General features: G+C 64.5%; 22 protein-coding genes and 1 pseudogene. 8 read left to right on the top strand and 15 right to left on the bottom strand.

What is annotated here, in order from left to right; translation table 11 throughout:
• Positions 1-44 precede the first annotated feature (44 nt).
• Positions 45-887, bottom strand: a complete 843-nt coding sequence (locus QMG84_RS16950; RefSeq protein ID WP_281929331.1) for a shikimate dehydrogenase — start codon at positions 885-887, stop codon at positions 45-47.
• Positions 888-1,027: 140 nt separating this feature from the next.
• Here QMG84_RS16950 and QMG84_RS16945 point away from each other — a divergent pair, with 140 nt between their 5' ends.
• The gene (locus tag QMG84_RS16945) at positions 1,028-1,429 is read left to right on the top strand and encodes a hypothetical protein (RefSeq protein WP_281929329.1); all 402 of its coding nucleotides are present in this window, start codon (positions 1,028-1,030) and stop codon (positions 1,427-1,429) included.
• A gap of 72 nt (positions 1,430-1,501) precedes the next feature.
• Here the strand turns inward: QMG84_RS16945 and bioB are convergent, their stop codons facing one another.
• The 5 genes from bioB to hemH all read right to left on the bottom strand — a co-directional run bounded on the left by bioB (position 1,502) and on the right by hemH (position 5,888).
• Entirely contained in the window at positions 1,502-2,485 is a 984-nt protein-coding gene (gene bioB, locus QMG84_RS16940) for a biotin synthase BioB (protein WP_281929327.1), read from the bottom strand.
• A complete protein-coding gene (locus QMG84_RS16935) occupies positions 2,482-2,973 on the bottom strand; it encodes a PTS sugar transporter subunit IIA (protein WP_281929325.1) in 492 nt (163 codons plus the stop codon). The genes bioB and QMG84_RS16935 overlap by 4 nt, the downstream gene beginning before the upstream one ends.
• 333 nt (positions 2,974-3,306) lie before the next feature.
• Positions 3,307-4,206 carry a pepsin/retropepsin-like aspartic protease family protein gene (locus tag QMG84_RS16930; RefSeq protein WP_281929323.1) on the bottom strand — a complete coding sequence of 300 codons (900 nt, stop codon included), beginning with the start codon at positions 4,204-4,206 and terminating at the stop codon, positions 3,307-3,309.
• A gap of 318 nt (positions 4,207-4,524) precedes the next feature.
• Complete coding sequence (locus tag QMG84_RS16925; protein ID WP_281929321.1) at positions 4,525-4,845, bottom strand: hypothetical protein; 321 nt, start codon at positions 4,843-4,845, stop codon at positions 4,525-4,527.
• A 41-nt stretch (positions 4,846-4,886) separates the two neighbouring features.
• Positions 4,887-5,888 carry a ferrochelatase gene (gene hemH, locus QMG84_RS16920; protein ID WP_281929319.1) on the bottom strand — a complete coding sequence of 334 codons (1,002 nt, stop codon included), beginning with the start codon at positions 5,886-5,888 and terminating at the stop codon, positions 4,887-4,889.
• 190 nt (positions 5,889-6,078) lie between these two features.
• Between hemH and QMG84_RS16915 the strand changes: the two genes are divergently transcribed.
• Positions 6,079-7,434: an O-linked N-acetylglucosamine transferase, SPINDLY family protein gene (locus tag QMG84_RS16915; protein ID WP_281929317.1), complete on the top strand. Its 1,356-nt coding sequence runs from the start codon at positions 6,079-6,081 to the stop codon at positions 7,432-7,434.
• A 13-nt stretch (positions 7,435-7,447) separates the two neighbouring features.
• Here QMG84_RS16915 and panB read toward each other — a convergent pair whose 3' ends face one another.
• From panB to QMG84_RS16900, 3 genes are all read right to left on the bottom strand, one after another.
• Positions 7,448-8,269 (bottom strand): 3-methyl-2-oxobutanoate hydroxymethyltransferase, encoded by an 822-nt coding sequence (gene panB, locus QMG84_RS16910; RefSeq protein ID WP_281929315.1) that lies wholly within the window; start codon positions 8,267-8,269, stop codon positions 7,448-7,450.
• A 68-nt stretch (positions 8,270-8,337) separates the two neighbouring features.
• Complete coding sequence (locus QMG84_RS16905) at positions 8,338-8,475, bottom strand: hypothetical protein (RefSeq protein ID WP_281929314.1); 138 nt, start codon at positions 8,473-8,475, stop codon at positions 8,338-8,340.
• 74 nt (positions 8,476-8,549) lie between these two features.
• A complete protein-coding gene (locus QMG84_RS16900) occupies positions 8,550-9,353 on the bottom strand; it encodes a hypothetical protein (RefSeq protein WP_281929313.1) in 804 nt (267 codons plus the stop codon).
• A gap of 101 nt (positions 9,354-9,454) precedes the next feature.
• Here QMG84_RS16900 and QMG84_RS21570 point away from each other — a divergent pair.
• Positions 9,455-9,595 (top strand): annotated as a pseudogene (locus QMG84_RS21570) (IS1 family transposase); the annotation flags it as partial.
• 142 nt (positions 9,596-9,737) lie between these two features.
• Here the strand turns inward: QMG84_RS21570 and QMG84_RS16895 are convergent.
• Entirely contained in the window at positions 9,738-9,992 is a 255-nt protein-coding gene (locus QMG84_RS16895; RefSeq protein ID WP_281929311.1) for a hypothetical protein, read from the bottom strand.
• Here QMG84_RS16895 and QMG84_RS16890 point away from each other — a divergent pair.
• From QMG84_RS16890 to QMG84_RS16870, 5 genes are all read left to right on the top strand, one after another.
• Positions 9,991-10,770: a hypothetical protein gene (locus tag QMG84_RS16890; RefSeq protein ID WP_281929310.1), complete on the top strand. Its 780-nt coding sequence runs from the start codon at positions 9,991-9,993 to the stop codon at positions 10,768-10,770. The two genes, QMG84_RS16895 and QMG84_RS16890, sit on opposite strands and share 2 nt — an antisense overlap.
• Before the next feature lie 645 nt (positions 10,771-11,415).
• Positions 11,416-11,847, top strand: a complete 432-nt coding sequence (rpsF, locus tag QMG84_RS16885; protein WP_281929309.1) for a 30S ribosomal protein S6 — start codon at positions 11,416-11,418, stop codon at positions 11,845-11,847.
• A complete protein-coding gene (gene rpsR / locus QMG84_RS16880; RefSeq protein ID WP_016917696.1) occupies positions 11,844-12,080 on the top strand; it encodes a 30S ribosomal protein S18 in 237 nt (78 codons plus the stop codon). Before rpsF ends, rpsR begins: the two co-directional genes overlap by 4 nt.
• 328 nt (positions 12,081-12,408) lie before the next feature.
• The gene (locus tag QMG84_RS16875) at positions 12,409-14,424 is read left to right on the top strand and encodes a methanol/ethanol family PQQ-dependent dehydrogenase (protein WP_281929307.1); all 2,016 of its coding nucleotides are present in this window, start codon (positions 12,409-12,411) and stop codon (positions 14,422-14,424) included.
• Between the two features lie 320 nt (positions 14,425-14,744).
• Complete coding sequence (locus QMG84_RS16870; RefSeq protein WP_281928760.1) at positions 14,745-16,055, top strand: IS4 family transposase; 1,311 nt, start codon at positions 14,745-14,747, stop codon at positions 16,053-16,055.
• 43 nt (positions 16,056-16,098) lie between these two features.
• Here the strand turns inward: QMG84_RS16870 and QMG84_RS16865 are convergent, their stop codons facing one another.
• The 5 genes from QMG84_RS16865 to QMG84_RS16845 form a co-directional block, all read right to left on the bottom strand.
• Positions 16,099-17,916 (bottom strand): glucan ABC transporter ATP-binding protein/ permease, encoded by a 1,818-nt coding sequence (locus tag QMG84_RS16865; RefSeq protein WP_281929306.1) that lies wholly within the window; start codon positions 17,914-17,916, stop codon positions 16,099-16,101.
• Positions 17,917-17,992: 76 nt separating this feature from the next.
• Positions 17,993-18,295, bottom strand: coding sequence for an HPr family phosphocarrier protein (locus tag QMG84_RS16860; RefSeq protein ID WP_202071268.1), 303 nt, complete (start codon positions 18,293-18,295; stop codon positions 17,993-17,995).
• Positions 18,296-18,398: 103 nt separating this feature from the next.
• On the bottom strand, positions 18,399-18,800 hold the full coding sequence (locus QMG84_RS16855; RefSeq protein WP_202071269.1) for a PTS sugar transporter subunit IIA: 402 nt from the start codon (positions 18,798-18,800) through the stop codon (positions 18,399-18,401).
• A 208-nt stretch (positions 18,801-19,008) separates the two neighbouring features.
• The gene (locus QMG84_RS16850) at positions 19,009-19,461 is read right to left on the bottom strand and encodes an HPr kinase/phosphorylase (protein WP_281929304.1); all 453 of its coding nucleotides are present in this window, start codon (positions 19,459-19,461) and stop codon (positions 19,009-19,011) included.
• Entirely contained in the window at positions 19,458-21,341 is a 1,884-nt protein-coding gene (locus QMG84_RS16845) for a stimulus-sensing domain-containing protein (protein WP_281929303.1), read from the bottom strand. The genes QMG84_RS16850 and QMG84_RS16845 overlap by 4 nt, the downstream gene beginning before the upstream one ends.
• Positions 21,342-21,349: the final 8 nt, after the last annotated feature.

Raw genomic sequence — 21,349 nt, 5'->3', positions numbered from 1 at the left:
GCCGGCTCTGGATTGCTTCGCTTCGCTCGCAATGACGGGCGTTTTTACAGGTCCGCCACGATGAGGGCGCGGAGCGCCGGCGTGACGTCCGGCATGGTTCCGGTCCAATCGCGGAAGGCCGGTCGCGCCTGATGCAGCAACATGCCGAGGCCGTCGACTGGCGTCGCGCCCATGCGTCGCGCGGCGGCGAGCAGCGGCGTCTCCAGCGGCGCGTAGACAATATCCGCGACGAGCGCGGTCGTGGGCAGAGCGTCGAGCGAGAGATCGAGCGGCTCCTGCCCGATCATGCCCTGGCTCGTGGCGTTGACGAGGAGCCCGGCGCCCGCAAGCGCCTCATGGCGCTCCTCCCAGGGATAGGCCGCAACCGGCGCGCCAAAGTCCGCGGCGATTTTCTCCGCGCGCGCGCGCGTGCGGTTGAAGAGGCGGATTTCCTTTGCGCCGGCGTCGATCAGCCCCGAAACAATCGCCCTCGCGGCCCCGCCCGCGCCGATGACGATGCAGGGCCCGCTCGCGGCCTGCCACTTCGGCGCCGCTTCATAAAGCGACGCGACGAAGCCGTAGCCGTCGTAATTCTTGCCGGTGAGCGCGCCGTCGGGCTCCACGACGACGCAATTGACCGCGCCGATGCGCGCCGCATTCTCTTCGATGCGGTCGAGGACGGTCAGCGCCGCTTCCTTATGCGGGATTGTGAGATTGCAGCCCGAAAATCCCAGCGCCGGCAGCGCGCGCAGCGCCGTCTCCAGTTTCGCGGGCTCTACTTTCAGGGGGACATAAGCGCCTTTGAGGCCGTATTGCGCGAACCAACAATTATGAATTTTGGGGCTACGCGAATGACCGATGGGCCAGCCCATGACGCCCGCGAGGATGAAGCTGTGATGGTTCGGCATTTCTTCTCCCGAGCGGCCGGAAACGGGAGCGATCGAATCCCCCGTCGAGGCCTATCAGTCAAGCGCGCTTTCCGATGATCCTGAATTATGCGAACCATTGGAATTCGAGCGGGCGCCCGGGCGCCGGCGGGGAAAGCTAGATGACTTTTATAAGGAACAGGCGGCTGGGCGCACTTTTGGAAGATGCGGAACCGGCTATCGCCGCGCATTGGGAGCGCTGCCGCGAGAGCGCGGTCGCCGGAGCGACACGAGAGGCGACCGATCGCATCGACTTGCGCATCCGCGCCTTTTTCCAGGCGCTGAAGGCGCTTCCCCAGGCGCCGGCGGAGGAAGAAATCGTAACGGCGCTCGCGAGCCTTTTCGACGACCTCGAACGGATCGACCAGGAAACCGGCGGCGGCCTGTTGGAGGAGGCCGAGCGCGATCTGCTCGAGCCTCTCTTTCTCAACGCGGCGGAAATCGCGGGATTGGACCCCAATAATTTCCCCCGCCGGGAGCCGGCGGGGCGCAAGCTTGATTTCAGCGTGGCGCGAGAGCGCTAGAGCGCATTCCGCAAAAGTTGATAGACTTTTGCGAAAAGAATGCGCTTCAGCTTTTTGACTCTGCGCGCTTTCTCATCGCTCGCATGAGTCCATGCGAGCCGAAAGCGCGCTAAAGAGCGCGTCGTCCTCGTTCACGCCCTTGTTGCCGGTCGTCAGCAGCTTCTCGCCGTAGAAGATGGAGTTGGCGCCGGCCACGAGGCAGAGGATTTGCGCCTCGCGAGTGAGGAAAGAGCGGCCCGCCGACAGACGCACGCGGGATTTGGGCATGACGATCCGCGTCGTCGCGATCATGCGCACGAGATCGAGTGGATCGACCTTGTCGCGCTCGGCGAGCGGCGTGCCCTCGACGGCGACGAGCGTATTGATCGGCACGCTTTCCGGATGCGGATCAAATCCGGCGAGAACCTGCAGCATGCCGGCGCGGTCGCGCACGCTCTCGCCCATGCCGATGATGCCGCCGCAGCACATTTCCAGCCCCGCGCCGCGCACCGCCTTCAGCGTATCGAGACGGTCCTCATAGGTGCGGGTGGTGATAATGTCGCCGTAGAATTCGGGTCCGGTGTCGAGATTGTGGTTGTAAGCCGTGAGCCCGGCCTCGACGAGGCGCTGCGCCTGGGTCGCGTCGATCATGCCGAGCGTGACGCAAGCCTCCATGCCGAGCTCCCGCACGCCGCGCACCATATCGACCACCGCGTCGAAGCGCTTGTCCTTGGGCGCCGAGCGCCAGGCGGCGCCCATGCAGAAGCGGTCGGCGCCGGCCTCCTTGGCCGACTTCGCAGCGGTAAGCACGTCGTCCGTCGAGAGCAGATCGACGCGGTCGAGCTTCACCTCGCGGTGATGCGCCGATTGCGGGCAATAGGAGCAATCTTCCGGGCAGCCGCCGGTCTTGATCGAGAGCAGCGCCGACTTCTGAATGTCGTTGACGTCGTGGTAGCGACGATGGACCGCGTTGGCCTGGGCGATCAGATCGAGCAGCGGCAGATTATGGATCGCGACGATCTCGTCGACGGTCCAGTCGTGGCGGATGTTGAAATCAGCAGGCCCCACGGCGTTCACTTAGCGGCTCCCTTGCGGTTCTGCGAGCGGGCGGCGAGCTTGCGCTCGGGCGCAGCGGACTCCGGCTCCTTGGCGAATTTGGCCTTGAGGGTCATGAAGGCCACATAGAGCGCCGCAACGACGTCGAAGCCGGCATTGGCCACGACGAAAGGCGCCGGCGCGAAAGCCGAGCCCGAGCCGAAATAATGCTCATAGAGCGTCCAGGCCGCGTGCAGCGCTAGGCCGGCGGTCACGAACCACGGCGAGCCAATGATCGACAGGCCGGCGAGCGTGCCGAAGACGGCGACGGCGCTCATCTCGAAGCCAGTCCATGTGCCGGAATTCTCGGCGCGAATCGCAAAGCCGACGTAAAAGAAAGAGATGGCGATGAGCGCATAGGCGGCGAGCAGGGCCGGCCGCGTCTTCGACCAGCGGGCGAGAACGGCGAGGCCGATGGCGAAGAAAACTCCGAGCCCCGCGAAGAGGGCGATTTCCACAGTGTCGAGCATGGCATGACCGTTGGGCCCGGCAGACGGCGGGCGATTGACGATATTCTGGCCGCCCGTGGTCTATAAGGGTGGCTGGCGGCTGGAACAAGGGCTGGCGCGCTTTCATCGGCTTGCTTTGCCGGCGTCGTTCTCGAGCTGCGCGCTGCTTCCTTTCGAGACCATTTCGGTTTGATCGGGCGCGTGTCATTCCCGGCGGGCTGAAAGTCCGCATAAGAGCGCTCGTTTTGCTCAGACCCCGTCATTGCGAGCGAAGCGAAGCAATCCAGGGCAGCGATGCGGCCCTGGATTGCTTCGTCGGCTCCGCCTCCTCGCAATGACGGCGGTGATTTCTCGTTATTTGCCCTTCGCGTCCCACATCGGCTTCTCGGGCGCGCGGAAATCCAGCTCCCACGTAAACTGGTCGATGAGATTATAGCCGAGAATAAAGGACGTCTCGCGGCCCAGCGCCTCGCGCAATGGGCCGAAATCATAGACGAGCGCGTAAAGATCGCGCGCCACCCGCCCGTCGCCGAGGTCGAGCGTCTTGATCTTGTAGAGGCGGGATGAAAACTTTTTGCCGCCCACTTCGCTTGCTTTGGCTTTTTCCTTTACGGGCGTGAAAAGCTTGCGGTTCTTTTTCATGAAGGTGAGATCGACGGCGCAGATTTCGGCGCCGGTGTCGAAAAGCCCGACGCTTGCAGTATTGCCTGCGCGCAGCTCTATGCCGACGAGGCGCTTCTCGGGGCCGATGGGACGGAAGGGCCTGGCGTGGCCGCTCGCAAGCGGCTCGCCGAAAAAGACCATCTCGCGGCGCTGGAAATCGAGCGAGAAGCGCGCCTTCCTGAAAAAATCGAGGCCAAGGAGATCGTCGCCGTCATTCGCGGCGCAGCGCGAGACCTCATACGCCCCTCGCGCGATGTCATTGCCTTGCTCCGCCTTCAACGCGACATTCTTCGCTTCGACATCCTCGCAAAGCGTCGTCTGCCCGGTGGCCCCGGCCGAAAGGCTTTGCGACAGTGCGGGCAAGTCCTTGTTCCAGGGCGCGAGCCGCAGGCGCGTCGTCGAGGCGCCGGTGTCGAGCCTTATGGTCCCCATGACATTGCCGAAGCGCATCGGGAGATAGATGCGCCCGCCGCCGTAATCGCTTTGCGTCAAGGTCATCGCAACGACCGAGCGGCTGGCCTGGGCGCAGGCGCCTTCCGCCCAAAGCGGCGCGGCGAAAAGGGCGAGGGCGAAGAGGGAAAAATATCTCATACGAGATCCGCTCGATTGGTGCGACGCCATTCCTGACGCTCGCGCCGTTTGGACACAGAGGAAATCACCGACGTCATTGCGAGCGAAGCGAAGCAATCCAGGGCCGCATCGCTGCCCTGGATTGCTTCGCTTCGCTCGCAATGACGGGCTCCGGGCAAAACCAGCGCTTTTGCGGCTCTGGTTTCCCGATCGGGCTTTGCCCGCCGGGGATGACACGCGCCCGATGCGAGCTGTTCAAATGCAAATGACATCATGCGCCGATATGGCCACTTTTAACGCGGCAAGATCAAGCGGCTTTGCGAGCGCCTTTTGGGGCGATCAGTTCGGGACCTTCACCCGCGCCGCGCGGCGACGGGCCTCGGCGGCGGCGCGGTCCAGCGCGGATCCCGCCGCCTGCATTTGGGCGGCGCGCTGCTTGCCGTCTTTCTCAGGCGTCGGCGTGAGCGGCGCGTAATCCATCTTCTCGGGACGCGATTGGCGCACGAAATCCGGCGCGGGCGGCGGCGGCTTGCGCAGGCCGAGCGACTCGAAGAGCGCGCCGACCGCCTGGCCGCCGGTCGCAATGGCTCCGTCCTGCGCCGCGGCAGGGCTGGCGACGGCAAGGGCGGCGGCGATAGCGAGGAAACGAGGCAGAGACATGCGCATATCGGACCCGAAAATTGCGGCGTCAGCAAGAAGGCTCAAATCCACCCCGAGAGCTCGCGCTTGGCCAGCGTCGCAACCAGCGCCATGCCTTCTTCGCTGTCGTTGAGGCAGGACAGCCGCGCGAATTTCTCACCGCCTTTTTGGAGGAAAAGATCGCGGATTTGCACGCCGAGCTCCTCGATGGTTTCGAGGCAATCGGCTGAAAAGCCCGGCGCGACGATCGCCAGGCGCTTGACGCCCGACGTCGCCAGCTCTTCGACGACTTCGCTCGTATAAGGCCCGATCCATTTCGCCGGCCCGAAGCGCGACTGGAAGGAGAGGCGCAGCTTCTCTTCCTCCATGCCAAGCCTAGCGCGCAGCAAACGCCACGTTTCCTCGCAATGGGCGCGGTAAGGGTCGCCGCGATCGATCTGCGCCTGCGGCAGGCCGTGGAAGGAGGCGATAATCACTTCCGGCTCGAAATCGAGCGCGGCGAGGTCGCGCGTGATGCGCGCCGCCAGCGCCTCGATATAGGCGGGGTCGTCGTAATAGGGCGCGCCGATGCGCAACGCCGGCTGGCGGCGCAGGCGCTTTACGGCGGCGAAGGCGGCGTCGGCGACCGAGGCGTTGGTCGAGGCGGCGTATTGCGGATAGAGCGGCAACAGAACGATGCGCGCGCAGCCTTTGGCCATCAGCGCGTCGATCTGCGCGTCGATCGACGGCGCGCCGTAGCGCAAGGCGTAATCCACGATGACGGGCGCCTTGCCGGAGAGCCCAAGCGCCGCAAGCTTTTCGGCCTGAAGCCGCGTGATGGTCTTCAGCGGGCCTTCGCCGATGTCGTGATTCCAGATCGTCTCATAGGCATGGGCGGATTTCTTCGGCCGCGTGTTGAGCACGATCCCGTACAGAATGGGCAGCCAAAGCAAGCGCGGCAGATCGACCACGCGGGGGTCGGAGAGAAATTGCGCAAGGTAGCGCCGCACAGAAGCGACGTCCGGCGCGTCCGGCGTGCCGAGATTGATGATGAGGAGGCCGACGGGCGTCTCCAAAGAGGTCATGTTTCGCCTGCTATTCGAGGGACGCCGTCGCCGGCGCGAGAGGGCCACCAAGGCCTAGATATAGAATTTTGCAGGGGCGGAAAATCCCGCGCCTTCGCCAGCACGCGCAGAGAGCGGCACGAGTTTCGCTGGGTGTCGGCGCCCTGGGTCGCATTCGCGACATTCTCGGCTCTCCCTGCGAAAGGGCGCCATGAGGTCCATCCACCGCGCCCGCGCCATGTGCGAATGGGGGGACTTTGCCGGCGCCGCGCCGAAAATGCGCGCGATGATGACGGCCCCCGGGGACGGCCTTGTCCCTCCCTTTCTTCTTCTCTCGGAGCCGGGCGTCACCGCGCGTGAGCAGCGCGCCTGTTCCGAACGCTGGACTGCGGAAAGACGGGTGGCGGCCGCTCTCGAGCGCGGCAGGCTCGGCTTGCGTTTCGACTTACGCCGCCGTGAAAAAATCACGGTCGGCTATCTGTCTTCCGATTTCCACGACCACGCTACCGCGCATCTCCTCATCGAGACACTCGAGGCCCACGACCGGGCGCGCTTCGATATTCGCGGCTACAGCTATGGCCGCGCCGATGATGGGAATATGCGGCGGCGTCTGACGGCGGCCTTCGACGGCTTCTGCGATATTTCGTCGGCAAGCGACACTGAGGCGGCAATGAGGATTCACGCCGACGGCGTCGATATGTTGGTCGATCTCAAGGGATTCACCAGCGGCGCGCGCACTGGCGTGACCATGCTCCGGCCCGCGCCCCTGCAAGTGAATTATCTTGGTTATCCCGGAACGATGGGCGCGGGCGTCTGTGATTACATCATCACCGACCATTTCGTTACGCCGCGCGGCGCGGCGCCGGATTATGCCGAAGCCTTCGCTTATATGCCGCAATGCTACCAGCCGCGCGGGCGCGCGCCGCTCGGGCTTGCGCCGACGCGGGCCGCCGCCGGCCTGCCTGAGCAGGGCTTTGTCTTCTGCTGCTTCAACCAGGCCTACAAGCTTACGCCCTTCATCTTCGATCTATGGGCGCGCCTCCTCGACGATGCGCCGGGGAGCGTGCTGTGGCTTTTGCAAACCGAGGCCGCCAAGGGGAATCTGCGCAACGAAATGCGTGGCAGGGGGATCGATGCGGCGCGTTTGATTTTCGCCGCCCATCTCGGCCAAAGCGACCATCTCGCCCGCCTGCAGCTCGCCGACCTCGTGTTGGACACGAGTCCTTTCGGCGCGCATACGACGGCGAGCGACGCTCTGTGGTCGGGGGCGCCAATCGTCACATGCCCCGGCGAAACCTTCGCCGCGCGCGTCGCGGGCAGCATTCTGAGCGCCGTCGGGCTGCCCGAGCTGATCGCGTCGGATTTCGACGATTACGTCGCCATCGCGCGAACGCTCGCCAGCGATCCGCCGCTCCTCGCTCGATTGAAGTCGAAACTGGCGGAAAACCGTCTGACGACGGCGCTCTTCGACGTCGGCGCCTATACGCGCGGGATCGAGGCGCTTTATTCCGAGATGTGGAGACGCAAGCTGTCCGGCATGGCCCCTGGGATGATCGACTTCGCCTGAAAGCGCCCTCCGTTCACCTACGCTCTTGCAGCCAGTTCTCCAAGGCCGCGCGTTCGTCGGCGGCCATTTGGAAAGCATGCTCGGGACCGGGGAAGGCGCCTGCCCGCACATCCCGCGCATAGGCGGCGACGGCCCCTCGTAACGCCGCGCCAATGTCGCCATAACGGCGGTTGTGTTTGAACTCGCGGGTGGTCACGCCCGCGAGATCGTTGACGACGAGCACCTGCCCGTCCGTTTCCAGCCCTGCGCCGATGCCGATGGTCGCCGCCTTGACGGCTCGAGAAATGCGTCCCGCAAGCTCGCTCGGTAGGAGCTCCAGCACGAGGAATTTTTGACCCGCGGCGTCGCCGGCAAGCGCGTCGTCAAAGAGCCTGGCGGCGGCCTCGGCGGTCTTGCCCTGTCGGCGCTTGATCTCCTGATGCTGGGATTCGAGCCCCAGATGCCCGCAGACATCGAAGCCCGCCGCCGTCAGCGCCGCTACGACATCGGGCTGCGCGCCTTCGAATTTCACGCAATCGGCGCCGGCGTCGCGCAACACGCGCGCGCTCGCGAGCGCCATTTCCGGCGTGTCATAGGTGGCGTAGGGAAGATCGCCGATGACGTAGATCTGAGGCGCGCCGCGCCGCACGGCGGCGATGTGGTGCGCCATGTCGGCAAGCGTCACGTCGCGCTCATGCGCATAGCCGAGGACATTCACGCCGACGCTGTCGCCGACGAGGATGATGTCGACGCCCGCCTCCGCCTCGATGCGCGCCGTGGGCGCGTCATAGGCGGTGACGACGACGAGCTTCTCGCCGCGGCGTTTCTTTTCGAGGAAGGGATCGGCTTTCGACAAGCTGGGCCTCCGGCTGGCGCATTCCTTGCGCGCCACAAATGCAGCGCGCTTCTGGGCCTTATGCGATCTTAGCGCGCGGCGGCGTCTCGACAGGCGTGGGGGAGGCTCGGCGCGCGAATTTCCTGGAAGCCGCCGCATTTGTCACAGGCGGAAAGCGCGAGCGTGAGGCCGATGAGGGTCACAATCAATGCCGCTTTGCCTGTCATGCCACTCGCCCTCCTGCCGGTTGCGCGCGGACCATAGCCTCGCGCGCCGGCGCCGACAAGGATGGGGCAGGGGGTCAGAGGCCATCGAGGAAAGTCACGAAAAGCGTCTGACCTTGCGGGCACTGGGCGTTCGGCTGGGGTTTATCCGCGGGATATTTGCAGGCGCCGGAGGTCGACATCGGGAAGAAGTAGGCTTGCAGGCAGGCGCCGTTGAGGCCGCCGATGCAGCTCGGTTGATTGAAGGGCGCGCCGCAATTCTGGGGATAATTGGCGCCGTAGACGCCGAGCGGTCCCAGGGGACCGCGGCAGGTGAAGGTCGGCGCCCCCGAGCAGGCAAGCTGAACGGGCGCATTGTAGGAGGGGCCGCCGCTATTCTTGCAATTATCGGCGTTCCACGCGCAATTGGTGCAGCGTTCGGGGATGACGCTGATCTCGTACCAGACGCAGCTTTTCTGCACGACGCCGGCGGCGAGCGGATCGCCGGTCCGATTACAACCCGCGCCGCTCGTGAAATTCGTTCCGATAATCGTGAGATTCTCGGCTTGCGCCGCAAAGCAGTTCGGCGACTTTCCAGGCGGCGCGGGATTCTCCCGCGCGCAAAAGCGCGAGGGGCCGGCGCTGCTCGGCACAGAGGCTGTGCAGGCCTGGCCGGGCGCCAGATAGACCTGGTCGTTGAAGCGCTCGCAATCCGACGACCATACGGCCGGCCCGGGGGCTCCCGACTGGAGCGTAAAGGCGACATAGCGCGGATTGGCGGCGCGGTTGACAAAGGTCACGGAGCTCGCGGGGATGAGGCCGCTGCCGTAGGTCTGCGCGCGCGCGGGGCCGGAGACGGCGATGAGCGCCAGGAGGAAAAATACGCTGGAAATGCGTTGCATCAGTCCTCCCTCTCCCTGTACGGGCGTGGGAAAGTAAAGGTGCTACCCGGATGTCGGCTCGTCAATCGGCGCCGTCGTTGCAGGCGCTCTGGTAGTATCCTAACCTGAATGCGGCGGTTTTGCTTCACTTCGCGCATTACAACTTCGTGCGAGTGCATAAGACGCGTCGCGTTACCCCGGCCGTGGCGGCGGGAGTTGATAGCCGGCTATGGTCACTGCAAGAGTTGGTCGGAGCGACGACGAATGAATGGACGGCCCTTCAATGGGCCGTCTCCACCGCGCCATTCCGCAATGCACTGAAAAAGTACAAATTAGCGGTTGGCGCTCAGCCGCAGAAAGTGACAGGATTGGGCGGAGAAAGCGATTCGGGGGCGCTGAAACGACCTATTTCACCACCCGTAGTTCAGGACGATGCTGCATTGATCTAGCAAAAAGGGTCAGCAAGGACTCGCCAGCCCATTTCGATGCCGCCTTAGCAAGGACCTCAAAGCTTCCTTCCGAACAATCCTCAAGAACCACGAAGACGCCACCGTCGCCGCCGAGGTCATCGAGCGCCTGATCTTCGAACGTCTCGCGTGAGATTTCGGTAAGCCATAGCGTGCGGTGATTGTCGATCGTGATGGAAAGGTCTTGATCCATGGCTGCTTCCCCAGCTTTCCATCCTTCGGTTCGTGAAAATCGCGAACCACGTATGTCTGTTACGGCGCTGGCCGAATACATGATTCTCCATGCGGATAAGCAGGAGAACATTCTGCACGATTGTCGCTTCGCAAGACCACCAATCGTTTCGGCGAATGCTGACGCACTTCGTGCTTTGCGCGCCTACAACTCAAACCCGCGTCGCGACCATTCCATCCTAGAAAAGGTTAAGGCCGCGTTAACTTTAAGGTCGCTTGATCTCGACGTCAAACCTAAAACGCGTGACGAAGCAAAGCGTTGCATAGAGGCCATTGAACTTTTCGAGCGTCATGAAAACGCCCTCGGGATGCGGAGCATGGCGCTTCGCGAATCGCCGCGCTTCGACCATATCGACATTGAGGGCGTGACTATTTCCGTCCAGCCAGACTTGCTCGTCGACGGCGGAGACGACCGCGTCGGGGCGGCATTTATTCGCGTGGCAAAAGCGCCAGACCCTCTTTCGTGCAAGCAGGATGGGACGCGTCTACGGCGCAACGACCATCGCCGCGAGATGGCGTACTACATGGTGGCGATTGCTCAACTGCTTTTGGAGGCGCAAGGGCATAGTTTTGGGAAGCCGGATAGCGAGCTTTGTTTCGTTGCAGATGTCCGCCTCGGGGAGTTGGTTGGCCCTGCTGGCGACCATACCGCGAGACTGCGCGCAATAAAGGGAACGTGCCGCCAAATTGTTCAGCTTTGGCCGAACATCAAGCCTAAAAAATCAGTGCTCGCGAAGTAGGCCTGCGGAAAATTAGCTCGCCGAAGGATGCGGAAGGGCTGCGATCGTGGGGGAGCAGAGGGCGAGGAAATGAAATACGCGTCTATCATCCTTGCGGTCCTAGCTCTTCTTGCCGGCTGCAGATCAGCATGGTTCTGGTACCGCTCCAGCAAGGTTGAAATTGTTCCTTCATGGGCTCGCGGCCCGCACCCATGCGAGCCAAGCATCCACAGCCTTTCACAAGATGGATGGATAGGGGGCATCCTTACCGCAACTATGGAAGCGTCTCAGCTCAACAAGACCGCTTCTTTATGGGCTGCGGCTACGGCCATCTTGGGTGGACTCTCGGCTTTCGCCGGCTCGCTTTCAAATTAGGACGCTACCGGCGCTCTTGCATCTTGGCGAAACCTGCGTATAAGGCGCGGATCGCGACGTTCCCGGCCGGGGGCTGAACGGAAGCGCCCTGGCGCATATTCCCGAAAACTGCGAAGCGGCTTTCAAGACAAGGAATATGCGCGGAAAAAGGGCGAGGGGGTCTCTCCGTCTTCCCGTGTCTCCGCCTTCGAACTCACTTCCTCTCGAGCCTTTCCCAGGGGTCAATGCCCCCAAGAAGCGCTCGAAGGGCTTGGCGCCGGAGCGGCTCGCGGCAACGGAAAGGCGAAACACATGGCTCTCTACGAGCATGTCTATCTCGCCCGTCAGGACATTTCTCCCCAGCAGGTGGAGACTCTGACCGGGCAGTTCAAAAACGTCGTCACGTCGCTCGGCGGCACGGTCGGCAAGACCGAATATTGGGGCGTCAAATCGCTCGCCTATCGGATCAAGAAGAACCGCAAGGCGCATTTCACGCTCATGAACATCGACGCCCCGCCGGCCGCCATCGCCGAGCTGGAGCGCCAGCAGAGCATCAACGAAGACATCCTTCGCGTCCTGACGCTGCGCGTCGAGGAGCTGGAGGAAGGTCCGTCCGCGCAGCTTCGCAAGCGTGAGGATGACGACCGCGGCGAGCGTCGCGGTCCCGGCGGCGCCCCGCGCGGCGATCGTGGCGAGCGTCGCCCGCGTCGTGAGGAAGGCCGGACTGAAGGAGAGACCGAATGAGCACCGCGCCCCGTCGCCCCTTCTTCCGCCGCCGCAAGTCCTGCCCCTTCTCCGGCGCCAATGCGCCGAAGATCGACTATAAGGACACGCGCCTGCTGTCTCGCTACATCTCCGAGCGCGGCAAGATCGTGCCCTCGCGCATCACGGCGGTCTCCGCCAAGAAGCAGCGCGAGCTGGCTCAGGCCATCAAGCGCGCCCGCTTCCTGGGCCTGCTGCCTTATGTGATCCGCTGAGATTTCGGCTTTAAATCGAATCACGAGCCGCGCCCGAGAGGGCGCGGCTTTTTTGTGCGCTTGATGCGTCGCGAATGCCCTGGTCTCGCTGTGGGCGGCGCACGAACGGATAGAGGGGCTCTTGACGCAAGCGCGTCCGTATGAGATCCAAATTGCGCTTAATGCATGAGAATATCTATGGCCTTTGAGGATCCCGCCTCAGAGGCCATTTTTTGCTTGCGCCGCCTGCCTCCCAGCCGCTTCTCCGCTATGGCCGTCTTTGCCGAAATACACTAAGAGTGCTTCGGTCCAATTCATGCGGACAAAAAACCCTCGGGAGGGAAAGCGAATGCATAAGCTGCTCAGAACAGCTTCTGTAGGCATTATTGCGCTACTTACATCGGGCCAGTTGCACGCCCAAACCTGGAAGCTGACGCCCGAGGAGGCGGCGAAATATGGCGCGAAAGCCGCGGCCGCGGAAACGCCCGCCGCTCCGAAAGCCGAGGCGCCTGTCGCCCCGAAGGCGGAGGCTCCCGCCGCTGTGAAAGTGGCCGCGCCGCTCGCCTATGACGAATTGCTGACCTTGTCGAAAGACCCCAAGCAGTGGGTCTCTCCGACCGGCGACTACGCCAATCTCCGCCACTCGGGCCTCAAGCAGATCACGGCGGACAATGTCGGAAAGCTCCAGCCGGCTTGGCAGTTCTCGACGGGCGTGCTGCGCGGCCACGAAGGCGCGCCGCTCGTTCTCAACAATGTGTCGGTCACCGACAGCTCCGGCAAGACCATCACGACCGACGTGATGTATCTGCATACGCCGTTCCCGAACATCGTCTATGCGCTCGACGCCAAGGATCCGGCGCATCAGATCCTCTGGAAATATGAGCCCAAGCAGGATCCGGCGGTCGTTCCGGTCATGTGCTGCGACACGGTCAACCGCGGCCTCGCTTACGGCGACGGCAAGATCTTCCTCGCTCAGGCCGACACCACGCTGATCGCGCTCGACGCCAAGACCGGTAAGCTCGTCTGGTCGGTGAAGAACGGCGATCCGTCGAAGGGCCAGACCTCGACCGCCGCGCCGCATGTCTTCAAGGACAAGGTGTTCGTCGGCATCGCCGGCGGCGAGTTCGGCGTGCGCGGCCATATCACCGCTTACGACGTCAAGACCGGCAAGCAGGCGTGGCGCGGCTATTCCATGGGCCCCGACGCCGATACGCTGATCGACGCCGAGAAGACCACCCATCTCGGCCAGCCGGTCGGCAAGGACTCCGGCATCAACACCTGGCAGGGCGACCAGTGGCAGACGGGCGGCGGCACCACCTGGGGCTGGTATAGCTACGACCCCGAGCTGAACCTCGTCTACTACGGCTCCGGCAACCCCTCGACCTGGAACCCGAACCAGCGTCCGGGCGACAACCGCTGGTCGATGACCATCTGGGCGCGCGACCTCGACACCGGCAAGGTGAAGTGGCTCTACCAGATGACCCCCCACGACGAGTGGGACTATGACGGCATCAACGAGATGATCCTGGCCGACCAGGACTTCGGCGCCGGCAAGAAGGTCAAGACGCTCGTCCACTTCGACCGTAACGGCTTCGCCTATACGCTCGATCGCACCAATGGCGAGCTGCTCGTCGCCGAGAAGTATGATCCGGCTGTGAACTGGGCGACGAAGGTCGACATGGACAAGTCGTCCAAGACCTACGGCCGTCCGCTGGTCGTCGACAAATATTCGACGCAGCACAATGGCGAGGACACGAACACCCAGAACGTCTGCCCGGCCGCTCTCGGCTCGAAGGACGAACAGCCGGCTTCTTTCGATCCGGCGACGGGCCTGTTCATGGTGCCGACCAACCACGTCTGCATGGACTATGAGCCGTTCCGCGTGTCCTACACGGCGGGCCAGCCCTATGTCGGCGCGACGCTGGAAATGTTCCCGGCCGGCAAGGTGCTGGGCGACGGCACGAACCACACCGGCAACTTCATCGCCTGGGACGCGCGGACGGGTAAGATCGTCTGGTCGAACAAGGAGCAGTTCTCGGCCTGGTCGGGCGCTGTGTCGACGGACGGCGGCGTGACCTTCTACGGCACGCTGGAGGGCTATCTGAAGGCGGTCGACACGAAGACCGGCAAGGAGCTCTACAAGTATAAGACCCCGTCGGGCATCATCGGCAACGTGATCACCTATGAATCCGCCGGCAAGCAGTATGTGGCGGTTCTGTCGGGCGTCGGCGGCTGGGCGGGCATCGGCCTCGCGGCCGGTCTGTCGAAGTCGAACGAAGGCCTCGGCGCGGTGGGCAACTACGCCTCGCTCGCCAACTACACCGCCCTCGGCGGCGTGCTGACCGTCTTCGCCCTGCCGAACTGAGGCAGAGCGTAGCATTCGAAGATTGGCGCCCGGCGAAATTTCGCCGGGCGCTTTTTTATTGAGGATTCGCGCAGCGCGGCCCCCTCCCTGTCCCTCCCCCGCTTCGCGGGAGAGGGGACGCTCGCGATCAGCATTCTCTAAGAAGGCCACGGCCTGACTCCCTCTCCCGCGAAGCGGGCTATCGAATGCACACATCGTGATTGCCTCGGTCGGGTCTGTTTGATTCCGTTGGTCGCGTTTTGATTCGCGGGGTGGGGCATGGCGATTTCGTATGGACTGGGGCGGTTCGGCGACCGCCGCCTGGAAAAAGGGGGGTCTCGTTGCATCGGGGCCTCGTCGCGCGGCCGTGCGCGCGCATCCGTCGGATCGCCGGCGGGCGGCGGGCGCAGGAGGTGCGGCTCGCGCGCTTCCTGCGCAATCCTGCGGTGACCGCCGAGGAGATGGCGCGGCACGCCGCCGGGCTCACAGCGGCGCGGGCGGCGGGTCGCGACATAGTGGTGGCGCAGGACACCAGCGAGCTGGCGCTCGGCGGCAAGCGCGCGCAGGCGAACGGCTATGGGCCGGTCGGCAAGGGCGGCGGGACGCGCGGCCTTTTGCTGCACGCGGCCCTGGCGCTCGACGCCGGCACGGGCGCGCTGCTCGGCCTCGCTCATGCCGAGGTCTGGAACCGCGACACGGGGGCCAAGGTCGCGGCGCGGCGCTCGCGCGCGCTCGCGGACAAGGAATCGCAGCGCTGGCTCGATGTGGCGACGCATGCGCGCGAGGATTTCGCGGCGGCGAAGCGGATCACTGTCGTCTCGGATCGGGAGAGCGACATCTACGCGCATCTCGCGCAGCGTCCGGGCGGCGTGGAGCTGATTGTGCGCGCCTGCCAGAACCGGACGATCGCCGCAGACGGCGAGGATGCGATCGAGCTTTTGTTCCCCTTCGCCGACGGATTGGCCGAGGCGGGCCGCTTCGTCGCCGAGATCCCGGCGGCTCCGGGACGCAAGGCGCGCAAGGCGGCGCTCGCGGTCCGCGTCTCGCCGGTCACTTTGCGCAAGCCGCGCCACGGCGCGCGCGACTTGCCGGACGCGGTCGGCGTGACTTTGGTCGACGTGCGCGAGGTCGGGGCCGCCGAGGGCGTCGCGCCCATTCATTGGCGGCTTCTCACGACCCATGCGGCGACGAGCCTGGCCGAGGCGCGCCGGGTGATCGACCTCTATCGAATGCGCTGGACCATCGAGGAATTCTTCCGCACGCTGAAGACGGCGGGCTTCGAGATCGAGCAGGCCGACATCTGCGATCCGAAAGTGATGATCAAGCTGGTGGCGGCGACGGCGGTCGCCGCTGTGACGGTCATGCAACTGGTCAAGGCGCGCGACGGCGCGACCGACCAGTTGCTGACGGACGCTTTCGAGCCCGAGGACGAAGCGCTGCTCGAGGCCGTCTCGGCGAAGCTCGAGGGCGCGACGGCCCGCCAGAAGAACCCCCACCGCAAAGGCAGCCTCGCCTTCGCCGCCTGGGTCGTCGCCAGGCTCGGCGGCTGGACCGCCTATTACGGAAAGCCCGGCCCCAAAGTAATGCGCCAGGGCCTCGACGACTTTCGACGAATAAAGTTCGGAGCCGCGCTGACCTTCTACGATGTGTGAATCCGATAGCCGCAAAGGGGAGGGATGGGGAGGGGGCGCTGCGCTACCCCGCTCGCGCCTGCGGCGCCGTCGGCTCGTGCAACCCTTCGAGCCCCGCCGCCGGCTGCGCTGGCTCGGTCATGAACTGCGCCGCCGCCAGCGCCTCGAAACGGCCGCCCTTGGCCACGAGCGTCTCGAAGGAGCCGCTCTCGACGATCTCGCCCTGATCGAAAACCAAAATGTGATCGGCGTTGCGCACAGTCGCGAGGCGATGGGCGATGACGAAGGTCGTGCGCCCCCGGGTGGCGGCCTTCAGCGCCTTCTGAATCTGACGCTCGGTCGTGGCGTCGAGCGCCGAGGTGGCTTCATCGAAGACGAGGATCGGCGGGTTTTTCAGCAGCGCGCGGGCGATGGAGAGGCGCTGGCGCTCGCCGCCGGAAAGCGAGCGGCCGCGTTCGCCGATGCGGGTGGCGCGCCCGTCGCTCTGGCGGGAGACGAATTCCGACGCTTGCGCCAGCTCCAGGGCCCGCGCGATCTCGGCGTCCGTGGCGTCGGGGTTTCCGATGCGCAGATTTTCTTCGATTGTGCGGGCGAACAGCATCGGCTCCTGAAAGACCACGCCGATGTTGCGCCGCAGCGAGAGCAGAGTGAATTCCCTGATGTCGACGCCGTCGATCTTCACCGCGCCGTCCTCGGGGTCGAAGACGCGATGCAGGAGCCCGAGCGTCGTCGACTTGCCCGAGCCCGTGGAGCCCACGAGCGCGATCGTCTGTCCGGGCTTGACGGAAAAGCTGACGTTCTTCACCGCCTTGCGGCGCCCATCATAGGAGAAGGTCACCTTCTCGAAGGCGACGGCGCCTGAGAGGCGACCGGCGTCGCGCGCCTCCGGCCGATCGGCCACCGTGGGCTGCGTGTCCAGGACCTCGAAAAACTCGCCGATCTTGGCCGACTGTTGAAGCAGGATGTTGACGAAGCCAACGACCTGCTCGAGCCGGCCGATCAGCATGGTGGCGAAATTCGTAAAGGTCACGATCTCGCCGATCGTCGCCATGCCATGCAGATGCAGCCACGTGCCGAGCAGGAAGATCGAAAGGATCGTCAGCGTCGCCGACGCCCGGCTCGCCGCCGCGACCAGCGCCCACCAGGAGAGCACCGGCATCTGTGCGGCGAGCAGGTCATCGACGATGCGCTTCAACGCGCGAGACTCGCTCTCGACGCGCGTGAAGCTCTGGACGACCGGAATATTCCCCAGCGCGTCGGAGGCGTGTTCGGCAAGCGCGGAATTGATGCGCTCGACCTTTCCCTGCAGCCTCTCCGTGCGCCGGACGACAAAGCTCGTCGACACATAAAAGGCGAGGACAAGGACGACCAGGAGCCCGCCCAGCCGCCAATTGAGAAACAGGGTTGCCGGAAGAAGAATGAACAGCGCGACGAAGGAGGCGCAATTCTCACGGAAGAAGGAGAGCCAAAGGCTGAACATCGCCATGGCGCCGTCGAGCATGGTCTTGAGCAGACGCCCGGAGTGCACATTGGCGTGAAAGTTCAGCGGCAGGTTGAGAACATGCTCGAAATATTCGGACATGACGGCGACGCGGCGGCGGTGCGCCAGGCGGTCGGCGTTCAGCCCGACGAGTATCGCGCCGCCGATCGAGAACAGGCCGAAACCAGCCCAGGCGGCAAGAAGGGGCGCGAGATCGCTCCAGGCCACCGTCTGACCCGGCGCTTGCGTTTGCGTCATGCGGTCGATGATGCGGCCAAACAGAATTGGTTCAGCAAATTGCGCAATGGCGAGCGCCAGATTCGCCGCAACAAGGATGGAGGCGAGCCTGGCCTGGGGACGCAGTTGGCTCAGAACACGCGCGTAGATCTTGAGGATCGACATCTTTCGCCCGCTGTTTCGTTTTGGGATACCTCGCGGGTTCCCAGTCGCGCAAGCGCCCAGGCCGAGCCGGCGCGCGCTACTCGTCCTCGCCGAAGCGGTTGGCGACGAGCGCGTCGAGCGCCTCGATCGCTTCCTCGGCCTGAGGGCCGTTTGCAGTGACGGTGATCGTCGAGCCCTGGCCGGCGCCCAGCGTCAGAATGCCCATGATCGAGCTGCCCCCGACCGTCTCGCCGTCCTTCGAGACCGTGATCTCGGCGTCGAACTTTTCGCAGCATTGGACGAATTTCGCCGTCGCCCGGGCGTGGAGGCCTTTTTTATTGATAATCGGCAAATCGCGGGAGATGACGGCCTCGGCCGCCCGCTCATCAGCATTAGGCATAGGAAGATCGCTTCGCTAGGTTTCTCGGTAGGGGAGGGCTAGCTGAAAAAAGCGCTCTGGAAAAGGCCGCTCTGAGACGTCACTTGCGGCGCCACTTGGAGCGTCATTTGGGGTTGAGCACGCGGCTCGCGATATAGACATATTTCCGGCCGGCGTCCTGCGCCTGCAGAACCGCCTGCTCCAAAGTCGCGCTGTCCCGGACCGAGGCGAGCTTGATCAGCATGGGGAGGTTCACCCCGGCGAGAACCTCGACATTGCCGCCGTTCATCACGGAGATCGCAAGATTGGACGGCGTTCCCCCGAACATGTCGGTCAGCAGAACGACGCCATCGCCGCTGTCGGCGTTATGGATAGCGTCGAGTATTTCGGCCCGGCGACGCTCCATGTCGTCCTCGGGGCCGATTGAAATGGAAACGAGCTGTTTTTGAGGACCCACGACATGTTCGAGCGCCGCGCGGAACTCCGTGGCGAGGTGGCCATGGGTCACCAAGACCATTCCGATCATTCGACCCTACCACTCATGAAGACGTCTCGCGCTACGCGATGGCCCCACAACGGGGGTTCCTACATAAGCTTGCCGTCGCTTCTCGTCCCCTGACGACAGCATATACAAGCTCAGCCGCCCCGCCCATCCTCTTTTTTCCTGGGCGCGCGTCAGGGGCGCCATTTTGTGCGTTGCGGCGAAATTCGCAAGCGAAAATCGCGATCGCATGTCAAATTGTCGCAATTGATTGAATGAAAAAGATGATTCGCGCAACTGAGACATCGCCGCAATCCGGCGTGCAGAGGCGTGGCAGAACAATCCCGTGCAGCGCGGCATATTTTTCCGCTTCCTGCGGCAGGCGCGCGGGGGGATCGTCGGGCGCACAAAGATCGACAATGGCGTTCAGGACGCAGGCGGCCTCGTAGTCGATGCGCGACAGCCCGTGGCCGCGGATTTCGATGACGCCGGCGATGGCGGGATGCGGCCGCGCGATAAGGCGTCCGTTCAGCGCCTCCAGGCGCACCCGGTCGTCGCCGACAAGGCGGGCGAAATCGCCCTGCGACTGGTAGCGCGAGATCAAAGCGAGCGTGAGCGCGCTTTTCCCGCTTCCGGAGGGGCCGCGCAGCAGCACCCCTGTCTCGCCCAGAACCAGCGCATTGGCGTGGACATATTGGGCGCTCATCGCGCCGCCGGCAGCCAGACCACAAATCGCGCGCCGAGCACCTTGTCGCCAGTCTCTGGCTCGTCGGTCCCGTCGGGATGCGCGAGGGTTCGGTTCAGCGCGCGAATGCGGCCGCCATGCGCCTCGATGATCTGCCGGGAAATGGCGAGGCCGAGGCCGGAATTCTGGCCAAAACCATGCTCCGGCCGGTCGGTGTAAAAGCGCTCGAAAACGCGCTCGAAGGCGCCTTCGGGAATGCCGGGCCCATCGTCGTCGACGATGATCTCATAGCCGTCGATCGGCGCGCCACCCGGGCCTTTGGCGCGTTCGGGCCACAGGAGCACCCGCACGACGCCGCCGGGCTTCGAGAATGAGCGGGCGTTGTCGATCAAATTGTTGAAAACCTGGCCCAGACGCGAGTCGTTTCCGGTCACCCGCCAGCGAATGCGGGGCTCGCTCGAAAGATGGCGGATGGTCAGCTCGGCCTTGACCCCGTCGCCGCGATCGACGGCGCGGGTCATGTCGACGACGGTAATGAGCGCCCTCGACAGATCGACGTCGCCCATATCGGCGCGGGCGAGCTCGGCGTCGAGACGCGAGGCGTCGGAGATGTCGCTGATCAGCCTGTCGAGGCGGCCGACGTCGTGCTTGATGATGGCGAGGAGCCGGTCGCGCGCCGACTCCGTCTTGGCGATGGGCAGCGTCTCGACGGCGCTGCGCAGCGAGGTCAGCGGGTTTTTCAGCTCATGCGCGACGTCGGCGGCGAAATGCTCGATCGCCTCGATGCGATTATACAGCGCCGTCGTCATGTCGCGCAGCGCGCAGGAGAGATGGCCGATCTCGTCCTGGCGGTCGGAGAAATCCGGGATCTCCTGACGCGACTTTGCGCCCCGGCGCACGCGCTCCGCGGCTTCCGCGAGCAGGCGCATCGGTTCGGTGATGGTGTTGGTGAAGAAGAGCGAAAGCAGCAGCATCACCCCCGCCGAGACGAGGAAGATGCGGATAATGCCCCAACGCTCCATCGCGATGATGGCGTCGATGTCGCCGCCCATGGTGGAGAGCAGCAGCGCGCCGCGCACCGAGCGGAAGCGCTGCACGGGGACGGCGACCGAGATGATGGTCTCGCCCTTGGCGTTGGCGCGCACGACCGAATGGGCGCGCGCTTCGAGCGCGCTCACGACTTCCGGATAGGTCTTGCCATTGCCCATGCCGATGTCTTCGTAAAGCGGCAGCTCGGGGCGGCGCGTCAACCTGCGCAGAAGGTCGAGGGTCTTTTGCAGGAAAGACGAGGCGTCGATGGTCGTCGTGTTGGGCGAGGGCGGGAGGTCGAAACGCAAAATATTGGAGCGCCCGGACACCGAGCGCGAGTCGAGCAGCAAATAGCCGTCGCGGTCATAGATGCGCGCGCGCAGCCGTGTCGGCGAGACGAGGCGGCGCAGCAATGGGCCGACGCGTTCCGGATTGAGCGAGAACTCCATCGCCGGCTGGTCTTCGCCGGGGCTCGCGCTTTCGCCTGGCGCGAGCCGTAGAAGCTTCTCCGGGTCGATGGTGATGGCGTCGGTGTCGACCGTCGCCGAGGCGGCGACGGCGGCGGCGATGATCTCGCCTTGCGTTTGCAGGCTCTGCACGCGCGCGTCGATCAGGCCTTCACGAAACTGGTTGAGATAGAGAAAGCCGCCGAGCAGCGCGACCAGCCCGCCCAGATTGAGGACGACGATGCGGCGCGTGAGCGAGGACGAAAGATGCGACTGCGCGGCCCGCGACAGGCGCCGCAGGCGGATGTTCAGCGTGCGGGCGCGCCGCGCCGGCGGGCGGCCCTGGGTCTCGGCGCGCGCGGCGGCGTCGGCCGGGGTCTCGGGAGCCCCCGACGCAAGAATGTCGCCGGTCTCGGATGCGCTCATCGGCTGCG

It is taken from the genome of Methylocystis iwaonis (assembly GCF_027925385.1).
Classification (GTDB): domain Bacteria; phylum Pseudomonadota; class Alphaproteobacteria; order Rhizobiales; family Beijerinckiaceae; genus Methylocystis; species Methylocystis iwaonis.
This window is presented reverse-complemented; position numbering and strand designations above follow the sequence as displayed.